The organism is Acidovorax sp. sic0104 (assembly GCF_019219095.1).
GTDB lineage: Bacteria > Pseudomonadota > Gammaproteobacteria > Burkholderiales > Burkholderiaceae_C > Acidovorax.
In genome coordinates this window covers 253,689-273,414 of sequence record NZ_JAHUWH010000005.1, presented here as the reverse complement: position 1 = coordinate 273,414, position 19,726 = coordinate 253,689, and the positions used below count along the sequence as shown (strand labels likewise).

General features: G+C 68.7%; 18 protein-coding genes. 5 read left to right on the top strand and 13 right to left on the bottom strand.

Translation table 11 applies throughout. The features are described from left to right. Positions 1 to 9: 9 nt before the first annotated feature. Positions 10 to 993, bottom strand: a complete 984-nt coding sequence (locus tag KW835_RS10965) for an alpha/beta hydrolase (protein ID WP_218382401.1) — start codon at positions 991 to 993, stop codon at positions 10 to 12. A 135-nt stretch (positions 994 to 1,128) separates the two neighbouring features. On the opposite strand from KW835_RS10965, the gene ompR reads away from it, so the two are divergent. Further along, a complete protein-coding gene (gene ompR / locus KW835_RS10960) occupies positions 1,129 to 1,854 on the top strand; it encodes a two-component system response regulator OmpR (RefSeq protein WP_218382400.1) in 726 nt (241 codons plus the stop codon). Further along, complete coding sequence (locus KW835_RS10955) at positions 1,851 to 3,227, top strand: ATP-binding protein (RefSeq protein ID WP_218382399.1); 1,377 nt, start codon at positions 1,851 to 1,853, stop codon at positions 3,225 to 3,227. The genes ompR and KW835_RS10955 overlap by 4 nt, the downstream gene beginning before the upstream one ends. A 32-nt stretch (positions 3,228 to 3,259) precedes the next feature. On the opposite strand, the gene KW835_RS10950 is transcribed toward KW835_RS10955, so the two are convergent. Next, the gene (locus KW835_RS10950; RefSeq protein ID WP_218382398.1) at positions 3,260 to 5,212 is read right to left on the bottom strand and encodes a sigma-54-dependent Fis family transcriptional regulator; all 1,953 of its coding nucleotides are present in this window, start codon (positions 5,210 to 5,212) and stop codon (positions 3,260 to 3,262) included. Between the two features lie 311 nt (positions 5,213 to 5,523). On the opposite strand from KW835_RS10950, the gene KW835_RS10945 reads away from it, so the two are divergent. Continuing rightward, positions 5,524 to 7,047, top strand: a complete 1,524-nt coding sequence (locus KW835_RS10945; protein ID WP_218382397.1) for an aldehyde dehydrogenase family protein — start codon at positions 5,524 to 5,526, stop codon at positions 7,045 to 7,047. A 353-nt stretch (positions 7,048 to 7,400) separates the two neighbouring features. Then, on the top strand, positions 7,401 to 7,781 hold the full coding sequence (locus KW835_RS10940) for a DUF779 domain-containing protein (protein WP_218382396.1): 381 nt from the start codon (positions 7,401 to 7,403) through the stop codon (positions 7,779 to 7,781). Positions 7,782 to 7,836: 55 nt separating this feature from the next. On the opposite strand, the gene KW835_RS10935 is transcribed toward KW835_RS10940, so the two are convergent. After that, a complete protein-coding gene (locus KW835_RS10935; RefSeq protein WP_218382395.1) occupies positions 7,837 to 9,822 on the bottom strand; it encodes a methyl-accepting chemotaxis protein in 1,986 nt (661 codons plus the stop codon). Between the two features lie 284 nt (positions 9,823 to 10,106). Here KW835_RS10935 and KW835_RS10930 point away from each other — a divergent pair, with 284 nt between their 5' ends. Beyond that, positions 10,107 to 10,547 (top strand): acyl-CoA thioesterase, encoded by a 441-nt coding sequence (locus tag KW835_RS10930; protein ID WP_218382394.1) that lies wholly within the window; start codon positions 10,107 to 10,109, stop codon positions 10,545 to 10,547. Between the two features lie 24 nt (positions 10,548 to 10,571). Here the strand turns inward: KW835_RS10930 and KW835_RS10925 are convergent, their stop codons facing one another. From KW835_RS10925 to fmt, 10 genes are all read right to left on the bottom strand, one after another. Further along, complete coding sequence (locus tag KW835_RS10925; protein WP_255593458.1) at positions 10,572 to 11,573, bottom strand: succinylglutamate desuccinylase/aspartoacylase family protein; 1,002 nt, start codon at positions 11,571 to 11,573, stop codon at positions 10,572 to 10,574. Further along, entirely contained in the window at positions 11,570 to 12,559 is a 990-nt protein-coding gene (locus KW835_RS10920) for a tripartite tricarboxylate transporter substrate binding protein (RefSeq protein ID WP_218382393.1), read from the bottom strand. The genes KW835_RS10925 and KW835_RS10920 overlap by 4 nt, the downstream gene beginning before the upstream one ends. A gap of 202 nt (positions 12,560 to 12,761) precedes the next feature. Further along, positions 12,762 to 13,664, bottom strand: coding sequence for a LysR family transcriptional regulator (locus tag KW835_RS10915; RefSeq protein WP_218382392.1), 903 nt, complete (start codon positions 13,662 to 13,664; stop codon positions 12,762 to 12,764). A gap of 66 nt (positions 13,665 to 13,730) precedes the next feature. After that, the gene (gene pyrF / locus KW835_RS10910; protein ID WP_218382391.1) at positions 13,731 to 14,558 is read right to left on the bottom strand and encodes an orotidine-5'-phosphate decarboxylase; all 828 of its coding nucleotides are present in this window, start codon (positions 14,556 to 14,558) and stop codon (positions 13,731 to 13,733) included. Positions 14,559 to 14,720: 162 nt separating this feature from the next. Next, on the bottom strand, positions 14,721 to 15,278 hold the full coding sequence (locus tag KW835_RS10905) for a FlgO family outer membrane protein (RefSeq protein ID WP_218382390.1): 558 nt from the start codon (positions 15,276 to 15,278) through the stop codon (positions 14,721 to 14,723). After that, positions 15,275 to 15,964 carry a hypothetical protein gene (locus tag KW835_RS10900; RefSeq protein ID WP_218382389.1) on the bottom strand — a complete coding sequence of 230 codons (690 nt, stop codon included), beginning with the start codon at positions 15,962 to 15,964 and terminating at the stop codon, positions 15,275 to 15,277. The genes KW835_RS10905 and KW835_RS10900 overlap by 4 nt, the downstream gene beginning before the upstream one ends. Positions 15,965 to 16,173: 209 nt before the next feature. Next, the gene (locus KW835_RS10895; RefSeq protein ID WP_218382388.1) at positions 16,174 to 17,373 is read right to left on the bottom strand and encodes a phosphoglycerate kinase; all 1,200 of its coding nucleotides are present in this window, start codon (positions 17,371 to 17,373) and stop codon (positions 16,174 to 16,176) included. 174 nt (positions 17,374 to 17,547) lie between these two features. Beyond that, positions 17,548 to 17,883 (bottom strand): AzlD domain-containing protein, encoded by a 336-nt coding sequence (locus KW835_RS10890; protein WP_218382387.1) that lies wholly within the window; start codon positions 17,881 to 17,883, stop codon positions 17,548 to 17,550. Continuing rightward, a complete protein-coding gene (locus KW835_RS10885; RefSeq protein WP_218382386.1) occupies positions 17,880 to 18,704 on the bottom strand; it encodes an AzlC family ABC transporter permease in 825 nt (274 codons plus the stop codon). Before KW835_RS10885 ends, KW835_RS10890 begins: the two co-directional genes overlap by 4 nt. Next, the gene (gene fmt / locus KW835_RS10880; protein WP_218382385.1) at positions 18,701 to 19,690 is read right to left on the bottom strand and encodes a methionyl-tRNA formyltransferase; all 990 of its coding nucleotides are present in this window, start codon (positions 19,688 to 19,690) and stop codon (positions 18,701 to 18,703) included. Before fmt ends, KW835_RS10885 begins: the two co-directional genes overlap by 4 nt. Positions 19,691 to 19,726 lie beyond the last annotated feature (36 nt).

Genomic DNA, 19,726 nt, shown 5'->3' with positions numbered 1-19,726 from the left:
GGCTGCACATCACCGCTCCAGAAGGCGCGCCACCACCGGGTCCAGCGAGGCCATGAAGCCCTCCACGGCACGGGTGTAGCCGCTGTCCAGGCCCAGCTCGCCATTGATCTCGCCGTGTTCGAGCGGCTCGGGCAGGACCTCGGCGCGTACGCCCAGGGTGGCGGCCTGACGGGCCATGCCCTCGGCCTGCAGGCAGGGCTGGTCCGGGCGCTCGGTGGAGCACACCAGCTGGTAGGGCGGCGCGCCGGCCACGAGCTGGTGGAAGGGCGACAGCAGCGTCCAGGCGGCGGGGTTGCTGCCGAAGGCCTCGTCGTACAGGCGGGCATGCGGCGCGGCCATGAGGCGCGGCACGTTCAGCACCGCGCTGTCCAGCGACACCGTGCCCAGCCACGGCCAGGCACCCTGGCGCTGTGCAAAGGCGGGCTGCGCGTTGACCAGCGACACCAGGTGCGCTCCGGCCGAGTGGCCCATCAGTATGAAGCGGCCCGGGTCGGCACCCCACCCGGGCGCGCGCTGCTGGGCCGCGGCCAGCGCCTGGGCCACGTCGTAGGCCTGCTGCGCCACGGGAGTGTCGGGCAGCATGCGGTAGTTGATGGAGACGAACACGAAGCCGCGCGCCACCCAGCGCGCCACCTTGTTCTCCACGACCTTGGGCATGGCCTTGTCGCCCGTGCGCCAGGCACCGCCGTGCACCATGAAGATCACCGGCGCACGCAGGGCCGCCGGGCGTGCGTCGGCGGGCGGTAGGTAGACGTCCATGCGCTGGCGCGCGTCGCTGCCGTAGGGCACATCGGCCAGCTTCTGCACACCGGCCGGCAGCGGCGCCGGGTTCTGCAGCGCACGCTCCAGCAGCCGGGCGCGCAGGCGGTCGCCGGCCGTGGCGGGTGCGCCGGACGCCTGCGCATGGGCTGGAGCCTGGGCCAGGGTGGCGGCGCAGGCCAGCGCGCAGAGCAACAAGGCAGGACAGGATCTGAACAAGGTGGCGGCAGGCATGGTGAAGAGCTCCGAAGGTGGGTATGCCTGCATGGTGCAGCCTCCACGCCGGGCTGCGGGTTGCGCCAGCGCGCGAAGTGATGACAAGGTATGACAGCGCTGCCGTGGGCCGTCACCGCCTGTCATGATCGGCGCATGAACGATGCACGCGCCAAGATCCTCGTGGCCGACGACGAGCCCGACCTGCGGGCGCTGCTGCAGCGCTACCTGGGCGACCAGGGCTACACGGTGCGCACGGTGGAGGGTGCCGCAGCGCTCACCGTGCTGCTCGCGCGCGAGCGCTTCGACGTGCTGGTGCTCGACGTGATGATGCCGGGCGAGGACGGCCTGTCGGTCTGCCGGCGCCTGCGCGCCCAGGGCGAGACGATTCCCATCCTGATGCTCACCGCGCGGGGCGACCCGGTGGACCGCATCGTCGGGCTGGAGATGGGCGCTGACGACTACCTGCCCAAGCCCTTCAACCCGCGCGAGCTGCTGGCGCGCATCCAGGCCCTGGTGCGGCGGCAGCGCTTGCTGGGGGCGCACATCGGACCGCGCCAGGCGGGCGGGCAGATCGCGTTCGGCGCGTTCACGCTGTGGCTCGACGAGCGGCGGCTCGTGCGCAAGGGTGCGGACGTGCCCCTGTCCACCGCCGAGTTCGCGCTGCTGCAGGCCCTGGCGCAGCAGCCGCACCGCCCGCTGGGACGCGACCGGCTCATCGCGCTGGCCTACGGCCAGGACCACGAGGCCACTGATCGCAGCATCGATGTGCAGGTGATGCGCCTGCGCAAGCTCATCGAGGCCGACCCCGCGCAGCCGCGCCACATCCGCACCGTGTGGGGCGTGGGCTACATGTTTGTGCCCGAGGGGCCCGCGCCGTGACGGCATCCGTCCGTCCGCGCGGCCTGTGGCCGCGCAGCCTGCTGGGCCGCAACCTGCTCTTGATCGCGGCACTGGTGGTATTGGGCCAGCTGGTGGCCGTGGTGCTGGTGCGGCAGATGATCCTGCAGCCCCGCGTGGCGCAGGTGGCCGATGGCGTGGCGCGCAATGTGGCGGCGCTGAGCGCAGGGCTGCAGGCGCTGCCCGCAGGCCAGCGCGCCGCGTTTGTCGAAGCCTTCAACCTCAATGCCGCGCAGGTGGCGCCCACGTCTCAGTCCCGGCGCGCCTTGTTGTCGCCGCTGGAGCGGCAGTTCGTGCAGGCCGTGGCGCGGCGGCTGCAGGGTGGGGGCACCGCGCCGGGCGGCGAGGCCGTGTGGCGGCGCGACAGCACGGGCGTGCTGGCGCTGCGGGTGGTGCACGACGGCACAGCCTACTGGCTGCACCTGCCCAGCGTGTTCCCCACGCGCGAGTTCACGGGCGCCTGGCTGCTGGCCACGCTGATCAGCATGCTGCTGGCGTTGTGGGGGGCCTGGTGGCTGCAGCGGCACATCAACCGGCCGCTGGGGCAGGTGGTGGCGGCGGCGCAGCAGCTCGCGCAGGGCCAGGCCCCCGCCGCCCTGCCCGAGGACGGGCCCGACGAGATTGCCACCGTGGCGCGCAGCTTCAACCAGATGGCGCAGAGCCTGGCCGCGGCCGACCGCGAACGCGCGCTGATGCTGGCGGGCGTGTCGCACGACCTGCGCACGCCGCTGACCAAGCTGCGGCTGGGGGTGGAGATCGCAGGCCCCCACCTGGACGCGCCGCTGGCCGCGAGCATGGCGCGCAGCATCGAAGCCATGGACGGCATCGTGGGCCAGTTCCTGGACTTTGCGCGTGCGGGTGAAGCCGAGGAGGCCGTGGCCGCTTCGTTGAACGAGCTGGCCCGGGCCGTGGCCGAGGCCCAGGCGGACCATGGCCGCGCGCTGCGACTGGAGCTGGCGGCCTTGCCCGACGTGCGGGTACACCCGCAGGCCCTGCGCCGGGCGGTGGACAACCTGGTGGAGAACGCTTGGCGCCATGGCTCGCCGCCCGTGGTGCTGCGCACCGGCGCAGAGGATGGCGGCGACACCCCCGGTGGTGCGACAGTCTGGATCGAGGTGGCGGATGCCGGCCCGGGCATCGAGCCCGAGGTGATGGACCGCGTGCGCCAGCCTTTTTCACGCGGTGGCGGTGCAGCCCGCAGCGGCGCGCCCGGCGCGGGGCTGGGCCTGGCCATCGTCGAGCGCGTGGCGCGCAGCCATGGCGGCCGGCTGGAACTGCACAGCGGCACGCCGGGCCAGGGGCTGCGGGCCCGGCTGGTGCTGCCGTTTGAGGTAAAAACCGACCTTGGCGCTTAACAGCAAAGCGTCGATAGCTATCAAAAATATAGCTATCGCGCCGTGCGATGGCCCAGCTTGCGGTACAGCGTCTGCCGGCTGATGCCCAGTTCCCGGGCCGCCTGCGACATGTTGCCGCGCGCGGCCTGCAGCGCCTGGTCGATGGCGGCATGGGACAGCTGCTGCAGGTTCAGCGGTGGCGGGGCCGCCGCGGCCTCGCACTGTGCAGCGGCGTAGTCCGGGGCCGCGACCAGCGCTTGTGCCAGGTCGTCGGGCAGGTGACTCCAGCCCAGCGTGTCCTCACCCTCTTCCAGCATGGCGCATGCCGTGCGCAGACCGTTGGCCAGCTGGCGCAGGTTGCCGGGCCACGCATGGGCCGCAAGGCGGGCGAGCACGTCAGGGTCCACTTGCACCGCCAAGCCCAGGCCCTGCTCGGCGGCCAGGTCAACCAGCAGGCGCCGCGTGAGGGCGACGAAGTCGCTGCGCTCGCGCAGCGCGGGCAGCTGCACCGTGAGGCCGTTGATGCGGTAGTACAGGTCCTGCCGAAAGCGCCCCTGCTCGGCCGCCTGCTGCAGCTGGCTGTGTGTGGCGCAGATGAGCGCGAAGTCCACCGGCACCGGCTTGCCCGCGCCCACCGGTGTCACGCTGCGCTCCTGCAGCACGCGCAGCAGGCGGGTCTGCAGCGCCAGGGGCATGTCGCCGATCTCGTCCAGGAACAGCGTGCCGCCGTGGGCCTCGCGCAGGCGGCCCAGGCTGCCGTCCTTGCGCGCGCCGGTGAAGGCGCCGGCCACGTGGCCGAATAGCTCCGACTCGATCAGGTGCTCGGGGATGGCCGCGCAGTTGATGGGCACGAAGGGTGCGTCCCGGCGCGGGCCGCTGGCGTGCAGGGCGCGCGCGAACACCTCCTTGCCCACGCCCGACTCGCCCAGCACCAGCACCGCGATCGGCTTGCCCAGCACGCGGCGCGCCTTGTCGGCGGCGCTGCGCCAGCGGGCGTCGCCGGTGTCCAGCTGGGCCAGCGCGTCTTGGGCGGCTGCAGTGCGGGCAACTGGGGTGCAGGGCGATGGGGTGACCCACGCGGCGGCGTCCATCTGCACCTGCGCAAACAGCAGGCCGCCTTCGGGCGTGCGCACGGCCTGGGGCTGCTGCGGGCGGCGCCTGTGGTGCGAGAGCAGGTTGTCCAGCCGCACATCCAGCACCCGCTCCAGCAAGGTGGCGCCCAGGTCGCCCGCGTGCAGGCCCAGCTGGGCCAGCGCCACGCGGTTGGCACCCACGATCCAGCCGTCGGCCGACACGGCCACGATGCCTTCGGCCACGCTGCCGATGCCCTCCGGATCGCGGTGCAGGTGCAGGCGGATGTTGCGTTTGCAGGTGGCGGCCAGCAGGCGGTTTTCGATCATGCGGGCGGCGGTGCTCACCAGGCCCAATGCGTGCGCGTGGCCGTTGCGGTAGTCGCCCGAGATGTCGAGGATGCCCAGCAGCTCGCCCGTGGCCGAGAGGATGGGCGAGGCCGCGCAGGTGAGAAAGCCGTTGCGTTCCAGGTAGTGCTCGCCGCCATGCACCTGCACCGCGCAGCCCTCGGCCAGGGCCGTGCCGATGGCGTTGGTACCCCGGTGCGCCTCGTGCCACGAGGCTCCGCTGGTCAGCGCCACGCGCTCGGCCTTGCCCACAAAAGCCGGGTCGCCCAGCGTGTGCATGAGCATGCCGCGCCGGTCGGCCAGCACCACCACGCTCTGGCTGTGGCGCACTTGCTCGAACAGGTATTCCATCACCGGTCTGGAGTGCGCCAGCAGCTCTGGGTTGCTGGCCAGCACCTGGCGCAGCGTGCCGCTGCTGGGGTGGTCGATGCCCTGGGGCCGCCCGGTGGGTACCAGGCCCGCGGCCAGGCTGCGCGACCAGGAGCGGGCCACGCGATCGTCCACCAGGCCGCTGGGGCACTGGCCAGAGTCCAGCAGATGCTGGCGGGCCTGTCGCAGGGCGACGGGGGAGGTGTTGGTGGGGCGCACGCTTTGTCTCCGTGCGGGCTCAGGGCGGCCCGCTTGTGGTGTATAGGCCAGTATGGCGGGCGCTGCGGCGCGGGGCAAGGGTGTGGGCGCAAGCGCGGTGCCAACTGTTCCATTTCGTGACAGGTGTCGCGCCCCGGCACGGCGGGGGTTGTCCGCTGCGACAGGTGGGCGCGGTGAGTGCTTCCAAAAAGTCAATGAAATCAAGGGCCCACGCCTGGGCGCAGGCTGGCATGTGTTTTGAGTAGGGCTGTGGCATCGGAAGGGCCCATGGGCCCGGCCGATGTCCACAACAACCGCAGGAGACAACGCTCATGACCGTGTACGCAGCCCCCGGCGCCCCAGGCGCCAAGATCACCTACAAGCCCCGGTACGACAACTTCATCGGCGGCAAATTCGTGCCGCCCGTCAAGGGCCAGTACTTTGATGTCATCACGCCCGTGAGCGGCAAGGTCTACACCCAGGCCGCGCGCTCCACGGCCGAAGACATCGAACTGGCACTGGACGCCGCCCACGCCGCCGCCGACGCCTGGGGCAAGACGGACGCGGCCACGCGTGCCAACCTGCTGCTCAAGATCGCCAATCGCATCGAGGAAAACCTGGAGCGCCTGGCGTATGCCGAAACCGTGGACAACGGCAAGGCCATCCGCGAGACGCTGAACGCCGACATCCCGCTCACCGTGGACCACTTCCGCTACTTCGCGGGCTGTGTGCGCGCGCAAGAAGGCGCATTGAGCAACATCGACGAGAACACGGTGGCGTACCACATCCAGGAACCGCTGGGCGTGGTGGGCCAGATCATTCCGTGGAACTTCCCCATCCTGATGGCCGCGTGGAAGCTGGCCCCGGCGCTGGGTGCGGGCAACTGCGTGGTGCTCAAGCCTGCAGAGTCCACCCCCATCTCCATCCTCATCCTGGTCGAGCTGATCGCCGACCTGCTGCCGCCCGGCGTGCTCAACATCGTCAACGGTTTTGGCCGGGAAGCGGGCATGCCGCTGGCGCAGAGCAAGCGTATCGCCAAGATCGCGTTCACCGGCTCCACCAGCACGGGCCGCGTGATCGCGCAGGCCGCTGCCAACAACCTGATCCCCGCCACGCTGGAGCTGGGCGGCAAGAGCCCCAACATCTTCTTTGCCGACGTGATGGACAAGGACGATGCCTTCCTCGACAAGGCCATCGAAGGCCTGGTGCTGTTTGCATTCAACCAGGGCGAGGTCTGCACCTGCCCTTCGCGCGCACTCATTCAGGAATCGATCTACGACAAGTTCATGGAACGCGTTTTGAAGCGTGTGGCCGCCATCAAGCACCAGAACCCGCTGGACACCGACAGCATGATGGGCGCGCAGGCCAGCAAGGAGCAGCTCACCAAGATTCTGAGCTACCTGGACCTGGGCAAGCAGGAAGGCGCCGAAGTGCTGGCCGGTGGCGGCCAGGCCCACCTGGGCGGCGACCTGGAAGGCGGCTACTACGTGCAGCCCACGCTGTTCAAGGGCCACAACAAGATGCGCATCTTCCAGGAGGAAATCTTCGGCCCCGTGCTGGCCGTGACCACCTTCAAGGACGAGGCCGAGGCCATGGCCATCGCCAACGACACGCTCTACGGCCTGGGCGCGGGCGTGTGGAGCCGCAACGGCAACGTCGCCTACCGCATGGGTCGCGCGATCAAGGCCGGGCGTGTGTGGACCAACTGCTACCACGCGTATCCAGCGCACGCGGCGTTCGGCGGCTACAAGGAGTCGGGCATCGGGCGCGAGACGCACAAGATGATGCTGGACCACTATCAGCAGACCAAAAACTTGCTGGTGAGCTACAGCGAAAACAAGCTCGGCTTCTTCTGAGGGGGTGGCGGTCCAAAAACCGTCCCTGGCGTCGTTGCTCCGTCTTGCCGTAGCGTTGCTACTGTCTGCGACGAAGACGCCTAGGGACCCTCTGCACGAATCATCGCGCCGTGTGCATCTGCGGTCTCGGGCGGCCTGCGGCGTTGCAAATACTCGCAATAGCTACGGCTATTGCTGCGTTTTGCGCCTTGCACGCCATCCCGATCCGCAGCGCACACTTGGCAGCTCGATTCGTGCAGAGGATCCCTAGCCAGGAACGGTTTGTGAACCGCTGCAAGCGCCTGCTGCCGGCCCGTTGTTCCAACGTGCCGGGACGCTTGCTTCCATTGACGCTGATGAACCGGGAGACACCCATGGTCGACAAAGTCATCGCCACCCCCGCCGCGCTGGAGCTGGTGGCCTTTCTGCAAGCCAAGCACGGGCCTGACCTGATGTTCCACCAGTCGGGCGGCTGCTGCGACAACAGCGCGGCCAACTGCTATCTGCCCGGCGAGATCACGATGGGCGCGGGCGACGTGTACCTGGGCGACATCGGCGGCTGTCCGTTCTACATCGGGCGCGCGCAGTACGAGACCTGGAAGCACACGCAGCTCATCATCGACGTGATCGATGGCACGGGCGGCACCTTCTCGCTGGAAGGGCCCGAGGGCAAGGCCTTCCACACGCGCTCGCGGGTGTTCAGCGATGCGGAGCTGGCTGCATTGGGCATCGAGCGCGCCGCCCCGGGGATTTGACGCGTGGTATTCAAACGAAAATGACTTCTAGCGCTTGACCATCAAGCGCTGGCAGCTATTGAACTTGTAGCGATGCGCGCGCTGGCACGGCAGCATGCATGCGCGTGCGGCCCTCGTCCCCCAGGCGGAACACCGACACCACCTGCACCAGGTCCTCGGCCTGCACCTTGAGGCTGCCGGCGGCGGCGGCCATTTCCTCGACCAGGGCGGCGTTCTGCTGCGTGACCTGGTCCATCTGCGTCACGGCCTCGCCCACCTGGGCCACGCCCAGCGACTGCTCGTGGCTGGCCGTGCTGATCTCGCCCACGATGTCCGTCACGCGGCGGATGGCCTGGACGACCTCGTTCATCGTGGTGCCAGCGCGGTCCACCAGGGCCGTGCCGTGCTCCACGCGCTCCACGCTGGCGCTGATGAGTGCCTTGATCTCGCGCGCGGCCTCTGCGCTGCGGCCGGCCAGGCTGCGCACCTCGCTGGCCACCACCGCAAAGCCACGGCCCTGCTCGCCCGCGCGGGCTGCTTCCACCGCGGCGTTGAGCGCGAGGATGTTGGTCTGGAACGCGATGGAGTCGATCACGCCGATGATGTCCGAGATCTTCTGCGATGACGCGTTGATGCCCTGCATGGTGTGCACCACCTGGGCCACCACCTCGCCACCCTGCACGGCGACGGTGCTGGCACTGTCGGCCAGCTGGCTGGCCTGGCGCGCGCTGTCGGCGTTCTGGCGCACGGTGGAGCTGAGCTGCTCCATCGAGGCGGCGGTCTCCTCCAGCGCGCTGGCCTGGCTCTCGGTGCGGGCTGACAGGTCGGTGTTGCCCTGCGCGATCTGCACGCTGGCGGTGGCCACGCTCTCCGAGCCGCTGCGCACCTGGCGCACCACGTCCGTGAGCTGCGTGCGCATCTGCAGCAGTGCCGCCAGCAGCTGGCCCACCTCGTTCGTCCCATGCGCGATGGGCGCTCCAGCCAGGTCGCCCTGCGCCACCGCGCGGGCCAGGCCCACGGCCTGCTGCAGCGGCTGCGTCATCGAGCGCACAAACACCAGTGCCATCGCGCAGGTGGCCGACAGCGTCACCGCCAGCGCCATCGCCACCCAGAGCAGGCTGCGCTGCAGCCGCGCCACGCGGTCCTGCAGCGCCTGGTCCAGGCTGGAGAGCGCCTGGGTGTTGAGCGTGTTGAGCCCCTCGAGGGTGCGCGTGAGCGCGTCGAAATAGTCCTTGGATGCCATCTTGAGTTCGGTGGCGCTGATCACCTCGCGGTCGGCCAACTGGACGGACTGCTGGATCTGTGACTTGATGTCCTCGGTGCTGCTGCCCAGGGCCTTGTGCAATGCCGGGTCACCCTGCAGCGCGCGCTGCAGGCCGCGGAAGGTGTCGCCCTGCAGCTCGGACACGCGCTGCTGCAGCACCAGCATCTGGCCCTTGGCTTCGGGCGTGAGCTGGCCCCGCCCCAGTGCACCAGCGCCCTGCGCGCGCAGCAGGCCCAGTTTTTCGCCGAGCAGGGGGGCCTGGATCAGCGACGACTGGATGAGCGCTTGCGTGGGCGCTTCGGGGTCTATCTGCAGGCCGTAGGCGTGCACCAGTGATTCACTCAGCTGCAGCAGCGTGCCGATGAGCTGCGTGTGCTGCGCCGTGCTCTGCGCCAGCTCGATGCCGCGCGCGGCCACCGCCGTCTCCAGGGTGCGCCAGGCCTGTTGTGCGTCGGTCCATGCCGAGGCCTGCGCGGGGGGCACGCCGGCGGCGGCAAAGCGCGCGGTGACATCGCGCAGCGCGGCTTCCACCGCTTCGCGTGCGGCGGGGCGGCGTGCGGCCAGCGATTCGTCGCCGCCCAGCATGCCGGCCGACAGGCCACGGTGCACCTGAAGCGTCTGCACCAGCCGCGTGACGGCCTGCGCCGGGGGCACGCCGCGCGCTTCCTGGCGCGCGTGGGCGATGCCGCGCAATGCGTCTGCCACATACACATAGGTGGGCAGCGCGCTCATGAGGAGCCCGATGGTCCCAAGGATCAGGAATTTTTCGAGCAGGTTCAGTCGGTGAAGCAATGACATGGCAAGGCGGCACGCCCGGGCGTGCAAGGGTGGGGACCGGTGCGGCCGCCGGCCAGCGAAACGGATGCGTGTGCCGCAGAGTTGTTACGCAATGTAGGCACTAGCGGGGCGCGGTGTATTGACTCAGGTCAAGCACCATGCTGGTGCCCGGCCGCTGGCAACCGGCTGCCGCAAACCCGCGCAGCGCCTACGCCAGCGCACGGCCGGCGCTGACGCGCGCGGCTGCTCAGCGCCTCAGGACGCTGGCGATAATGGCCTCACACCGCTTTCGTGGAGCACTCCGCATGCAATCCATCACCCTGCGTTTCCTGGCCTCCCAGAGCACTCTTGCGCGGGCGGGGCGCGTGCCCGGCGGCACGGTGCTGCGCTGGGTGGACGAGGCCGGCTTTGCCTGTGCGAGCGCGTGGGCCAAAGGGCCTTGCATCACAGAATTCGTGGGCGGTGCGCATTTTGTGCGCCCGATTCGCCCTGGGGACCTGGTGGAGGTGCATGCGCGCCTCGCATCCACGGTGGAGGCTTCCATGCACCTGGCCATCGAGGTGCGCAGCGGCGCGGTACACGGCGAGCCGCAGCAGGAGGTGGTGCATTGCGTGGCCGTCTATACGGCGGTGGATGCTGACGAGCAGCCCCGCGCCATCGACCGGTGGAGTCCCGAGACCCCGGGCGACATCGCGCTCGCGCAGCGGGTGCAGGCCCACATCGACGCGGCGCGCGCGGCGCAGTGAGGCTGCGCCGCTCCCCCTGCGGTATCAGGCCAGGGCGTGGCGCCGCGCGAAGCGCACCACCGTCACGCCCGCGCGGGCCTGCCGCACCGAGGGCATGACCAGAACGCAGTCGTCGTACGGCGTGGTCACCGGAACGCCATCGTTGTCGCCCACCACGGTGCCGGCCTGGCTGAACACTTCCAGCCCGGTGTAGGGGCCCGCGAAGCGAAAGGCACTGCTCGTGGCCACCACGGGGCCCGTCACTTCGAGCGCCCACTGCCGCGGTGCATCGGGCAGGCGCCAGCCGGGCAGCCACTGCGCCAGGGCCTCTGCACCGATGACGCCGGACTGCTCCAGAAAGCGCACGCACTGGTCCTGCGCCACGGCGCGGCTGGCGGGGTCGCCGTGGAAGCCGCATTCGACGAGCAGGGAGCGGGTGCCGTTGTCATCTGGCGCACCGAAGCGGCCGTAGTCGCGCATGCGCACGCCGTCCTTGTGGCCCGCGTCCACCACGATGTGCTCGGGCGAGCGCATGGCACGCGCGAGTTCCAGGTTGCGCGGCTGGATACCGGTGAGCAGCAGCGGCGCGGAGGGCTCGTGCATGGAGTGGATATCGAGCAGCCAGTCCGCCTGCGCGACGAAGGGCCGCAGCGCGGCGGCACGGCGGCGTTCGGCGGTGTCGCCGGCGTCCATGCGCTCGTCGAGCCACTGGCGGTTGAGGTCCTCGTCGGTGAAGCGCGAGGCATCGTGGTTCGCGGCATCGAAACGATCGAAGGCCGCGAGGTTGCAGAAGGCCAGCGTGAGCGTGCCAGTGCCGGGCCGCACGCCGGCTTCGAGCAGCCCCTTGAGCGCCCAGGCGCCGCACAGCTCGTTGCCGTGCACCAGGGCGCTGAGCATCACATGGCGTCCGGGCCGGCCCGAATCGAAGTGCCAGACGCCTTCGGTGCTGGTGTTGCCGGCGCGCCAGGCGCTGATGTCGGGCGCAGGCAATTCAAAGGTCAGGGGCTGCATGTCGGTGTCGGTGGCGGTGGCGGCGTTGCGGGTCATTCTTCGATCTTGGCGAATTCGACGATCTTCTTGTACTTGGCCACTTCGGCGGCCAGGTACTGGTCGATGTTCACGTTGGTGGCAGCCACCGTGGAGCCGGTGGCTTCCATCTTCTTCTTGAACTCGGGCGACTGCAGGCTGTCGTTCAGGGCTTTCTTCACCTTGTCGAACACGGGCTTGGGCAGATTGGCCGGGGCCAGCAAGGCGAACCACACGCCGATGTCCACATTCTTGTACTGCGGCGATTCGGCCAGGGCCGGGATGTCCGGCGTGGTGGGCGAGCGCTTGGCCTCGGTGGTGCCCAGGGCGATCACTTTGCCGCTGCGGATGTGCGGCAGTCCGCTGGAGAGCACGAACACGCCGTATTCCAGGTTGTTGCCCATGAGGTCGTTGGTCAGCGGGGCTACGCCGCGGTAGGGGATGTGTGTCATGAACAGCTTGCCCTGCTCCTTGACCATCTCGCCCGCCAGGTGCAGCGATGTGCCCACGCCCGAGCTGCCGTAGCTGAACTTGCCGGGGTTTTTCGACACCTTCTGCGTGAACTCGGCCAGGTTCTTCACGCCCGAACCGGTGGACGCCACGAGCACCAGCGGCTGCGAGGCAATGAGGCCGATGGCAGTGAAGTCCTTGACGTCGTACTTCACTTTCTTGGTGACCAGCTTGTTGATGGCGATCTCGTTGCTGGCGCCGACCAGCAGCGTGTAGCCGTCCGCTGCCGCGTTGGCCACCTTCTGCGCGCCGATGGCACCGCCCGCGCCGCCGATGTTCTCGATCACCACGGGCACGCCGAGCTTGGCGCCCAGTTCGGTGGCCACGGTGCGTGCCGTGAGGTCGGTGCTGCCGCCGGGCGGGTAGCCCACGACGATGGTGATGGGCTTGGACGGGTAGGCGTCCTGCTGCGCCCAGGCGGGCACCGCGGCGAGGGTTGCGAATGCGCACAGCAGCGCGGTGCGGCGCAGCGGGGAGGACAAAGACGGGTTGTGCATGGTGGGGGTCCTGGTCAAAGTTTGTTCTGAACTGCTGCAAGCCGCCACGGGACACTGGCACGGGCCACCGGGGGGGGCATCGGGCGCGTCATGAAACTTCCTGCGGCGTGCACCATTGTCAAAAAAGAGATCTGACCAGTTGGTGCCGAAACGGCACCAACCATTGCCAATCTGTACCCGCCATGCAGGGAAAACCCGGGCGTCAGCGCTGCGAAAGCGCTTTCCAGAGGGCCTCGGCGAGCGGTCCCAGGCGGCGCTTGGGGCGGTACAGGCGCACGTCGAAGCGCACCTCCATGCGCGCATCGCCGGCCAGCGCGAGGCGCCTTGCCTGGCAGTCGGCGTGCACCATGGACCAGGGGAGCCAGGCCACGCCCAGGCCCTTTTGCACGTACTCATAGTGTGCGTCGGCCGAGTCGCATTCCACCACCCGCTGCAGGCGCGGGGCATGGGGGTTGTGGGCGAGGTGGTCTTCCACCAGCCGACCCAGTGCCAGCTGTGGCGCGTAGGCAAGATAGGGCACGGTATCGGTGGCGCCGGAGGGCCCGAACCGGTGTAGCGCGTGCCCCTGGGCCGTGGCGCGCGAGACGGGCACCAGCCGGTCCGACGCCACCGTCCGGTGCAGGAACTGCCGCGCATCAAGCCGGATGGCGAGCGCGGGGTGGTGGTAGACCAGGGAGAAGTCGGCCTCGTTGCGCTCCAGCAGGGCCACGGTGTCTGCCAGCGCGCGCGTCCGGATGCACAGTTCCCCCCCCTGCAGCAGCGGCTGCAGGCGCACCAGCCAGTCGGCCACCACGGTGCGCGCGAGCGTGCGGCCGGTGGCCAGGGTCACGGTGCGGGCCTGGCGGCCAGCCAGGCTTTGCAGCTCCTCATGCGACTGGGCGAGGTTCCGGGCGAGCTGGCCTGCTGTTTCCAGGAAGCTGTGGCCCGCGGGCGTCAGTGTGACCGGGCCGCTGGTGCGCTCCACGAGCGGCGTGCCGGCCCAGGCCTCCAACGCGCGGATGCGGCGCCCGAAAGCCGGGTGGGTCACGTGCCGCAGCTCGGCCGCGCGGGTGAAGCTGCGCTCCTGCGCGAGGACGATGAAGTCTTCAAGCCATTTGAGCTGCATGGCGGTGGGGTGTGGGCCGGCGAATCGGGCAGGTGCTTGTGCTTCGGCCCAGGGCGCGGTGCGGCCCTAGCGGCTGCGGGAGGCTTCGAGCACGGCGCGGGTGCGCTGCGCCTCGGTGCGCGCTGCATCCGCAAAGTCGTCGCCCTTGGAGGCGTACAGAATGGACCGCGACGAGTTCACGATGATCGGCCCGCCGTCGCGCAGCCCGGCGCGCACGGTGGCTGCGGCGTCGCCGCCCTGCGCACCCACGCCGGGGATCAGCAGCGGCAGCGTGGGCGCAATGGCCCGCACGCGCTCGATCTCCTGCGGGTAGGTTGCGCCCACCACCAGGCCCAGTTGGCCATTCTTGTTCCAGGGCCCCTGCGCCAGGCGCGCCACGTGCTCGTACATGAGCGGCTGGCCGTCGACGCTGGCCAGGCGCTGCGTCTGCAGGTCGTCGCCACCCGGGTTGGAGGTGCGGCACAGCAGGAAGGCACCCTTGCCATGGTAGGCGAGGTAGGGCTCGATGGAGTCGAACCCCATGAAGGGTGAAAGAGTGACAGCGTCGGCCCCGTAGCGCTCGAATGCCTCCTTGGCGTATTGCTCTGCGGTGGAGCCGATGTCGCCCCGCTTGGCATCCAGGATGACGGGCACGTGCGGTGCGTTGGCGCGCATGTGCTGCATCAGGCGCTCAAGCTGGTCTTCGGCACCGTGCGCGGCAAAGTAGGCGATCTGGGGCTTGAACGCACAGACGAGGTCGGCCGTGGCGTCCACGATGGCTGCGCAGAAGTCGTAGATCCTGTGGGCATCGCCCTGCATCCCTGCAGGAAACCGCGTGGGCTCCGGATCCAGGCCCACGCACAGCAGGGAGTTGTTCTGCGCCGTGGCGTCGCGCAGCATGTCGGTGAAGGTCATGGGGCGTGATTTTAAGTGGGGCCCTGCGGCGCACCGCACTATCGATGCAGCGGCCGGCGCGCTGCCATGTTTCGGAGCGCGCGGGTGGCGCCAAGGTGCTCGTCGGTCAGGCAATAAAAAAGGCCGTCGAAACGGCCTTTGGGGGAGCTTGCAGCGTGCGGATCAGCGCGGCACGGCCAGCAGGCGTTGCACGTCGCGGTCGTTGGGCAGCGCGTAGTCGTAACCACGGATGATGCGGCTGTCCTCGGTGCGCACGAGCTTCAGGCTCACATAGGTGAAGTTGGCGGCGGCCGAATACGTTCCCACGAGCACGAGCGAAGCGTTGTGGCTGCGCGCGATGTCCTTGATCTCGCGCGAGAGCAGCAGTTCGCCAGCGCCTTCGCGAACGAACACGTCGCCGCGCAGCTTGATTTCCTTCACATCGAAGCCGGTGGCTGCCATGTGCGAGGCGTATTGCTCCGACAGGGTGCGGCCCAGGGGTGCGGAACGGCTGAGGTCGTTCACGTTGACCACCGTGGCCACGAGCACCGGGCCGGTGCCGGTTGCACTCAGGTCGAAACCAGCGGTCAGCTTGGCCACGGCGTCGCGGCTGCTGTTCAGGAACTGGTTGGCAGAGGCTTCCTGGTAGGTAGGCTCGGTGCGCACGGGCGTGCTGTTGTTGGCGCAACCGGCCAGCAAAGCTGCGGCGGCCAGCGCGGTCAGGAGTGCTACGGATTTCATTGAGAGACCACCTTCATGTTGACGTTCCGATAGTACGAGGGACGCAGGAACAGCGGCGTGTCCGCATTTTCCAGGTAGTACACATCGGTCTTGCGTGCCACATACTGGCCACCGCGCGTGACGGTGGTGGTCAGGATCAGTTCGGTGTTGGTGGGGCCGCCCGAGTTGATGCTGGAGCCGTAGTCGGCCAGTGCGGTGAAGCCGAGGGTGCCCAGCAACTGGGCGTCCAGATGCTCGTGGCGCAGGCCATAGGCGGCCATCAGGCCCGCGGCGATCATGGTGAACTGGCCAGGGATGAAGTGTGGGCGGGGGCTGTTGTGTCGTACGACCTGGGTGTTGTAGGTCACCGTCAGCGTCTGGCCGGGATCCTGCAGCACGGGCGCACCGCTTTGCACGAGCTTGGTGATCAGGAAATCGCGAAAGGCGAGGTCGAATGCGCTGGGATTGGGCGGCTGCGCAACGAACAGCGCGGTGCCTGGGGCAGTGCCTGCCTTGTCGAGCGTGCTGAGCGTCTGCGCCACGACATCGTTGGACACCAGTTCCCAATGGCCGGCCGAGCGGACCTTGGGCTGGCTTGTCAATTCAAAATTCTCTGCGAGAGGGATCGGCGAACGGTAAGCACACCCCGCCAATGTAGCCACTGCGCCAGCGAGTACCGCCAAGCCGACTGCTTTTGAAAATTTCATGATTCCCTCCAACGGACTTTGAGAGGCGGGGACATGAACAGATACATCCCACGCGATTGAAAAATAATTCTGGGCGGGATACTCAACAAAAACAAGAAAAAATTGAGGTAACTGCGCTCCCGCACACGCAAATCGTTGTTTTTGGTCACAGTTGCGCGTGACTACTTACGCGGAGTCGCATGCGCTTGCGACTCCATACGTAACAAATATCAACTTGCGGTAACGGCTCGTTTTTCCAGAATGTCGAAAGCGGGCAGCTTCTTGCCCTCGAGCACCTCCAGGAAGGCGCCGCCGCCTGTAGAGATATATCCCACCTGCTTTTCGATGCCGTATTTGGCAATGGCCGCCAGGGTGTCGCCGCCGCCGGCGATGCTGAATGCGGGGGATTCGGCGATCGCCTTGGCGATTTCGCGGGTGCCGTTTTCAAAGGCGGCAAACTCGAAAACGCCCACGGGCCCGTTCCAGACGATGGTGCCTGCGGACTTGAGCTGGGCTGACAGGCGGGCCGCTGTCTCGGGGCCGATGTCCAGGATCAGGTCGTCATCGGCCACATCCTTGGCGGCCTTGACGGTGGCGGTCGCATCGGCGGCAAACGCCTTGGCCGTGACCACGTCCGTGGGGATCGGCACTTCCGCTCCGCGCGCCTTCATGGCGTCGATCACGGCGCGCGCCGCGTCCAGCAGGTCGGGCTCGGCCAGGCTCTTTCCAATGGGCAGGCCGGCGGCCAGCATGAAGGTATTGGCGATGCCGCCACCCACGATGAGCTGGTCCACCTTGTCGGCCAGGCTCTTCAGAATGGTGAGCTTGGTCGACACCTTGGAGCCCGCGACGATGGCCGCCAGGGGGCGCTGGGGCTGGGCCAGCGCCTTGGTCAGCGCATCGATCTCGGCCGACAGCAACGGGCCCGCACAGGCGATGGGTGCGAACTGGGCAATGCCGTAGGTGGTGCCTTCGGCGCGATGGGCGGTGCCGAAGGCATCGTTCACGAAGATATCGCACAGGGCTGCCAGCTTCCTGGCCAGCTCTTCCTTGTTCTTCTTCTCGCCCACGTTCAGGCGGCAGTTCTCGAGCAGCACGACCTGGCCCGGTGCCACGGTCACGCCATCGACCCAGTTGGCCACCAGGGGAACCTCGCGGCCTAGCAGCTCGGACAGCCGCGCGGCCACGGGTGCCAGGGAGTCCTCGGGCTTGAACTCGCCTTCGGTCGGGCGGCCGAGGTGGCTGGTCACCATGACGGCGGCTCCGGCGTCCAGCGCCATGCGGATGCACGGGATCGAGGCGCGGATGCGGGTGTCTTCGGTGACGCGGCCGGCATCGTCCTGCGGCACGTTCATGTCGGCGCGAATGAAGACGCGCTGGCCTTGGGCCTTGCCCTGGGCGCACAGGTCGGAAAAGCGGAGGATGTTCATAGCAGAGGTGAAAAGGGGAAGGAGGGCTCGCGGCGCCCATTTTAGTGATCGCGGCGCATGGAGCTGACGTGCTCCGCCATCTCGCCAGTGCACCCGTGGAACTGGCTCTGCCAGGCCACGGGGTGCGTCCCCCTCAGGGGGATGGCGCCGAAGGCGACCCAGGGGGGGCAATCTTCACCAACCCAACCCGATGTGCAGCGGCAGGTAGATCGCCATGCCCACGACGATGGTCCCGAGGATGCCCCGCTTCCAGAAGTAGTAGCCGCTGGCGCACAGCACGGCGGGCAGGCGGGCGTCCATGAATGTGTCGATGAGCTCGCCCTGCGCCATCAGGATCTCGGGCGCGATGACGGCGGCCAGTGCCGCCAGCGGCGCGTATTTCAGGCCGCGCTTGAGCCAGTCCGGCAGCGGCAGTTCGCGCTCCGGGATCATGAAGAAAGAGCGCGACACCACCGTGATGATCGCCAGGCCCAGAATGGCGATGGCTGGCTCTATCCAGCTCCAGCTCATGGGTGGCGCTCCTCGCGCAGCGGCACCACATCGCCGGCCTGTACGTGCTCGCGCTCTTCAGGCGGCAGGACGCTGTCGGCGGGCAGCAGCACGACTTCGGGCTTGTGGCGGCGGCGGTCCACGGCCTCCATGATCAGGCCCACAGCAACGGCAGCCGCGATGGCCACCAGGATGTTGAGCTTCAGGGGCAGCGCGAATGCCGCGATGGCCGCGGTGCCCGCCACGCCCGTGGCCAGCCAGGTGGCGCGGTCGAACAGCAGCGACAGCAGCACGCCCAGCAGCGCCAGCACCCCGGCGAATCCGAGGCCCCAGGACAACGGCACGGTATTGGCCAGCAGGATCCCCGCGATGGACGGCACCTGCCAGGCCAGCCAGTTGGTGCTGGCTGCACCGCAGAAGTACGGCACTTGTTCGGGCTGCGGCTGGGCCTGCGGAAAGCGCTTCATGAAGCCCACATAGATCACGTCGCCGCTGAAGTAGCCCAGCGCCAGCCGCTGGCGCAGCGGCAGGTGGCCGAAGTAGCTGCGCCACATGCTGCTGAAGATCACGAAGCGCAGGTTCACGCAACTGGCGGTGAGCCACACCACCCACAGCGGTGCGCCCACCGAGAGCAGGGGAATGACCGCCAGCTGTGCGCTGCCGGCATAGACGACCAGTGACATGAAAACGGCCATGCCGACGGACAGGCCGCTCTTGACCATGACCACGCCGGTGACCAGGCCCCAGGCGGCGATGCCCAGCGAGGTGCCGGCCATGTCGATCACGGCCATGCGAAAGTAGGGGTGGCGCAGCGTGTTGCGAATGCGCGTGCGGCGGCTCATCCGGGTGCCGCCGCCGCTGCCTGCGCAGCGCCCAGCACCATGCCGGGTGTCACATCGAACCCCCGCAGGAAATCTGCAGCGGCCAGCCGCTTGCCGCCTGCGCGTTGCAGGGTGGTCAAGCACAGCGAGCCTTCCCCGCAGGCTACTGCCACGCCGCTGTCACTGACGGAAAGAACCTGGCCCGGGCGCCCGCTGGTCATGCCCTGCGTGCTATCTATTTCATAGCTCCAGATCTTGATGGACTCGCCAGCGCATTCAGTGCTGGCACCGGGGAAAGGGTCGAATGCACGGATGCGCTGGCCGATCACCTGCGCTGGCAGGGACCAGTCGATGGCGCTCTCGGACTTCTCGATCTTGTGCGCGTAGGTGATGCCTTCGGCAGGCTGGGGCTGCGCCCGCAGGCCGCCGCAGGCCGCTATTTCCAGCGCCTCCACAACCATCCGCCCGCCCAGGACGGCCAGCCGGTCGTGCAGGGTTGCCGTCGTGTCGTTCGCGGCGATGGCCGTGCGCTCGGTCAACAGCATGTCGCCGGTGTCCAGGCCTGCATCCATCTGCATGATGGTGACGCCGGTTTCGGCGTCACCGGCCTCGATGGCGCGGTGGATGGGGGCAGCGCCGCGCCAGCGGGGCAGCAGGCTTGCGTGGATGTTGAGGCAGCCCTTGGGCGGCAGGTCCAGTGTCCACTGCGGAAGGATGAGGCCGTAGGCGGCCACCACCATGACGTCGGCCCGGGCGGCAACGAGCGCGTCGCGTGCAGCAGCGGCATCCTCAGGATACTTGCCGTCCAGACGCAGGCTTCGCGGCTGCGCCACGGCAATGCCGTGGGCCTGGGCGCACTGCTTGACCGGCGACGCCTGCATCTTCATGCCGCGCCCGGCGGGCCGGTCTGGCTGGGTCAGGACGAGCGGCACCGTGAAGCCGGCGGCCAGAAGGCGCTCCAGCGCCACGCGGGCGAACTCGGGGGTACCGGCAAAGATGACTCTCATGGAAACGAAGTGGTCATGCGCGCTGTGGCCGCCGGT

Bases quoted from the DNA above. Each gene is read 5' to 3' on its own strand.
- KW835_RS10965 (WP_218382401.1), bottom strand. From the start codon at position 993: ATGCCTGCCGCCACCTTGTTCAGATCCTGTCCTGCCTTGTTGCTCTGC.
- ompR (WP_218382400.1), top strand. From the start codon at position 1,129: ATGAACGATGCACGCGCCAAGATCCTCGTGGCCGACGACGAGCCCGAC.
- KW835_RS10945 (WP_218382397.1), top strand. From the start codon at position 5,524: ATGACCGTGTACGCAGCCCCCGGCGCCCCAGGCGCCAAGATCACCTAC.
- KW835_RS10940 (WP_218382396.1), top strand. From the start codon at position 7,401: ATGGTCGACAAAGTCATCGCCACCCCCGCCGCGCTGGAGCTGGTGGCC.
- KW835_RS10935 (WP_218382395.1), bottom strand. From the start codon at position 9,822: ATGTCATTGCTTCACCGACTGAACCTGCTCGAAAAATTCCTGATCCTT.
- KW835_RS10930 (WP_218382394.1), top strand. From the start codon at position 10,107: ATGCAATCCATCACCCTGCGTTTCCTGGCCTCCCAGAGCACTCTTGCG.
- KW835_RS10925 (WP_255593458.1), bottom strand. From the start codon at position 11,573: ATGACCCGCAACGCCGCCACCGCCACCGACACCGACATGCAGCCCCTG.
- KW835_RS10920 (WP_218382393.1), bottom strand. From the start codon at position 12,559: ATGCACAACCCGTCTTTGTCCTCCCCGCTGCGCCGCACCGCGCTGCTG.
- KW835_RS10915 (WP_218382392.1), bottom strand. From the start codon at position 13,664: ATGCAGCTCAAATGGCTTGAAGACTTCATCGTCCTCGCGCAGGAGCGC.
- pyrF (WP_218382391.1), bottom strand. From the start codon at position 14,558: ATGACCTTCACCGACATGCTGCGCGACGCCACGGCGCAGAACAACTCC.
- KW835_RS10905 (WP_218382390.1), bottom strand. From the start codon at position 15,278: ATGAAATCCGTAGCACTCCTGACCGCGCTGGCCGCCGCAGCTTTGCTG.
- KW835_RS10900 (WP_218382389.1), bottom strand. From the start codon at position 15,964: ATGAAATTTTCAAAAGCAGTCGGCTTGGCGGTACTCGCTGGCGCAGTG.
- KW835_RS10895 (WP_218382388.1), bottom strand. From the start codon at position 17,373: ATGAACATCCTCCGCTTTTCCGACCTGTGCGCCCAGGGCAAGGCCCAA.
- KW835_RS10890 (WP_218382387.1), bottom strand. From the start codon at position 17,883: ATGAGCTGGAGCTGGATAGAGCCAGCCATCGCCATTCTGGGCCTGGCG.
- KW835_RS10885 (WP_218382386.1), bottom strand. From the start codon at position 18,704: ATGAGCCGCCGCACGCGCATTCGCAACACGCTGCGCCACCCCTACTTT.
- fmt (WP_218382385.1), bottom strand. From the start codon at position 19,690: ATGAGAGTCATCTTTGCCGGTACCCCCGAGTTCGCCCGCGTGGCGCTG.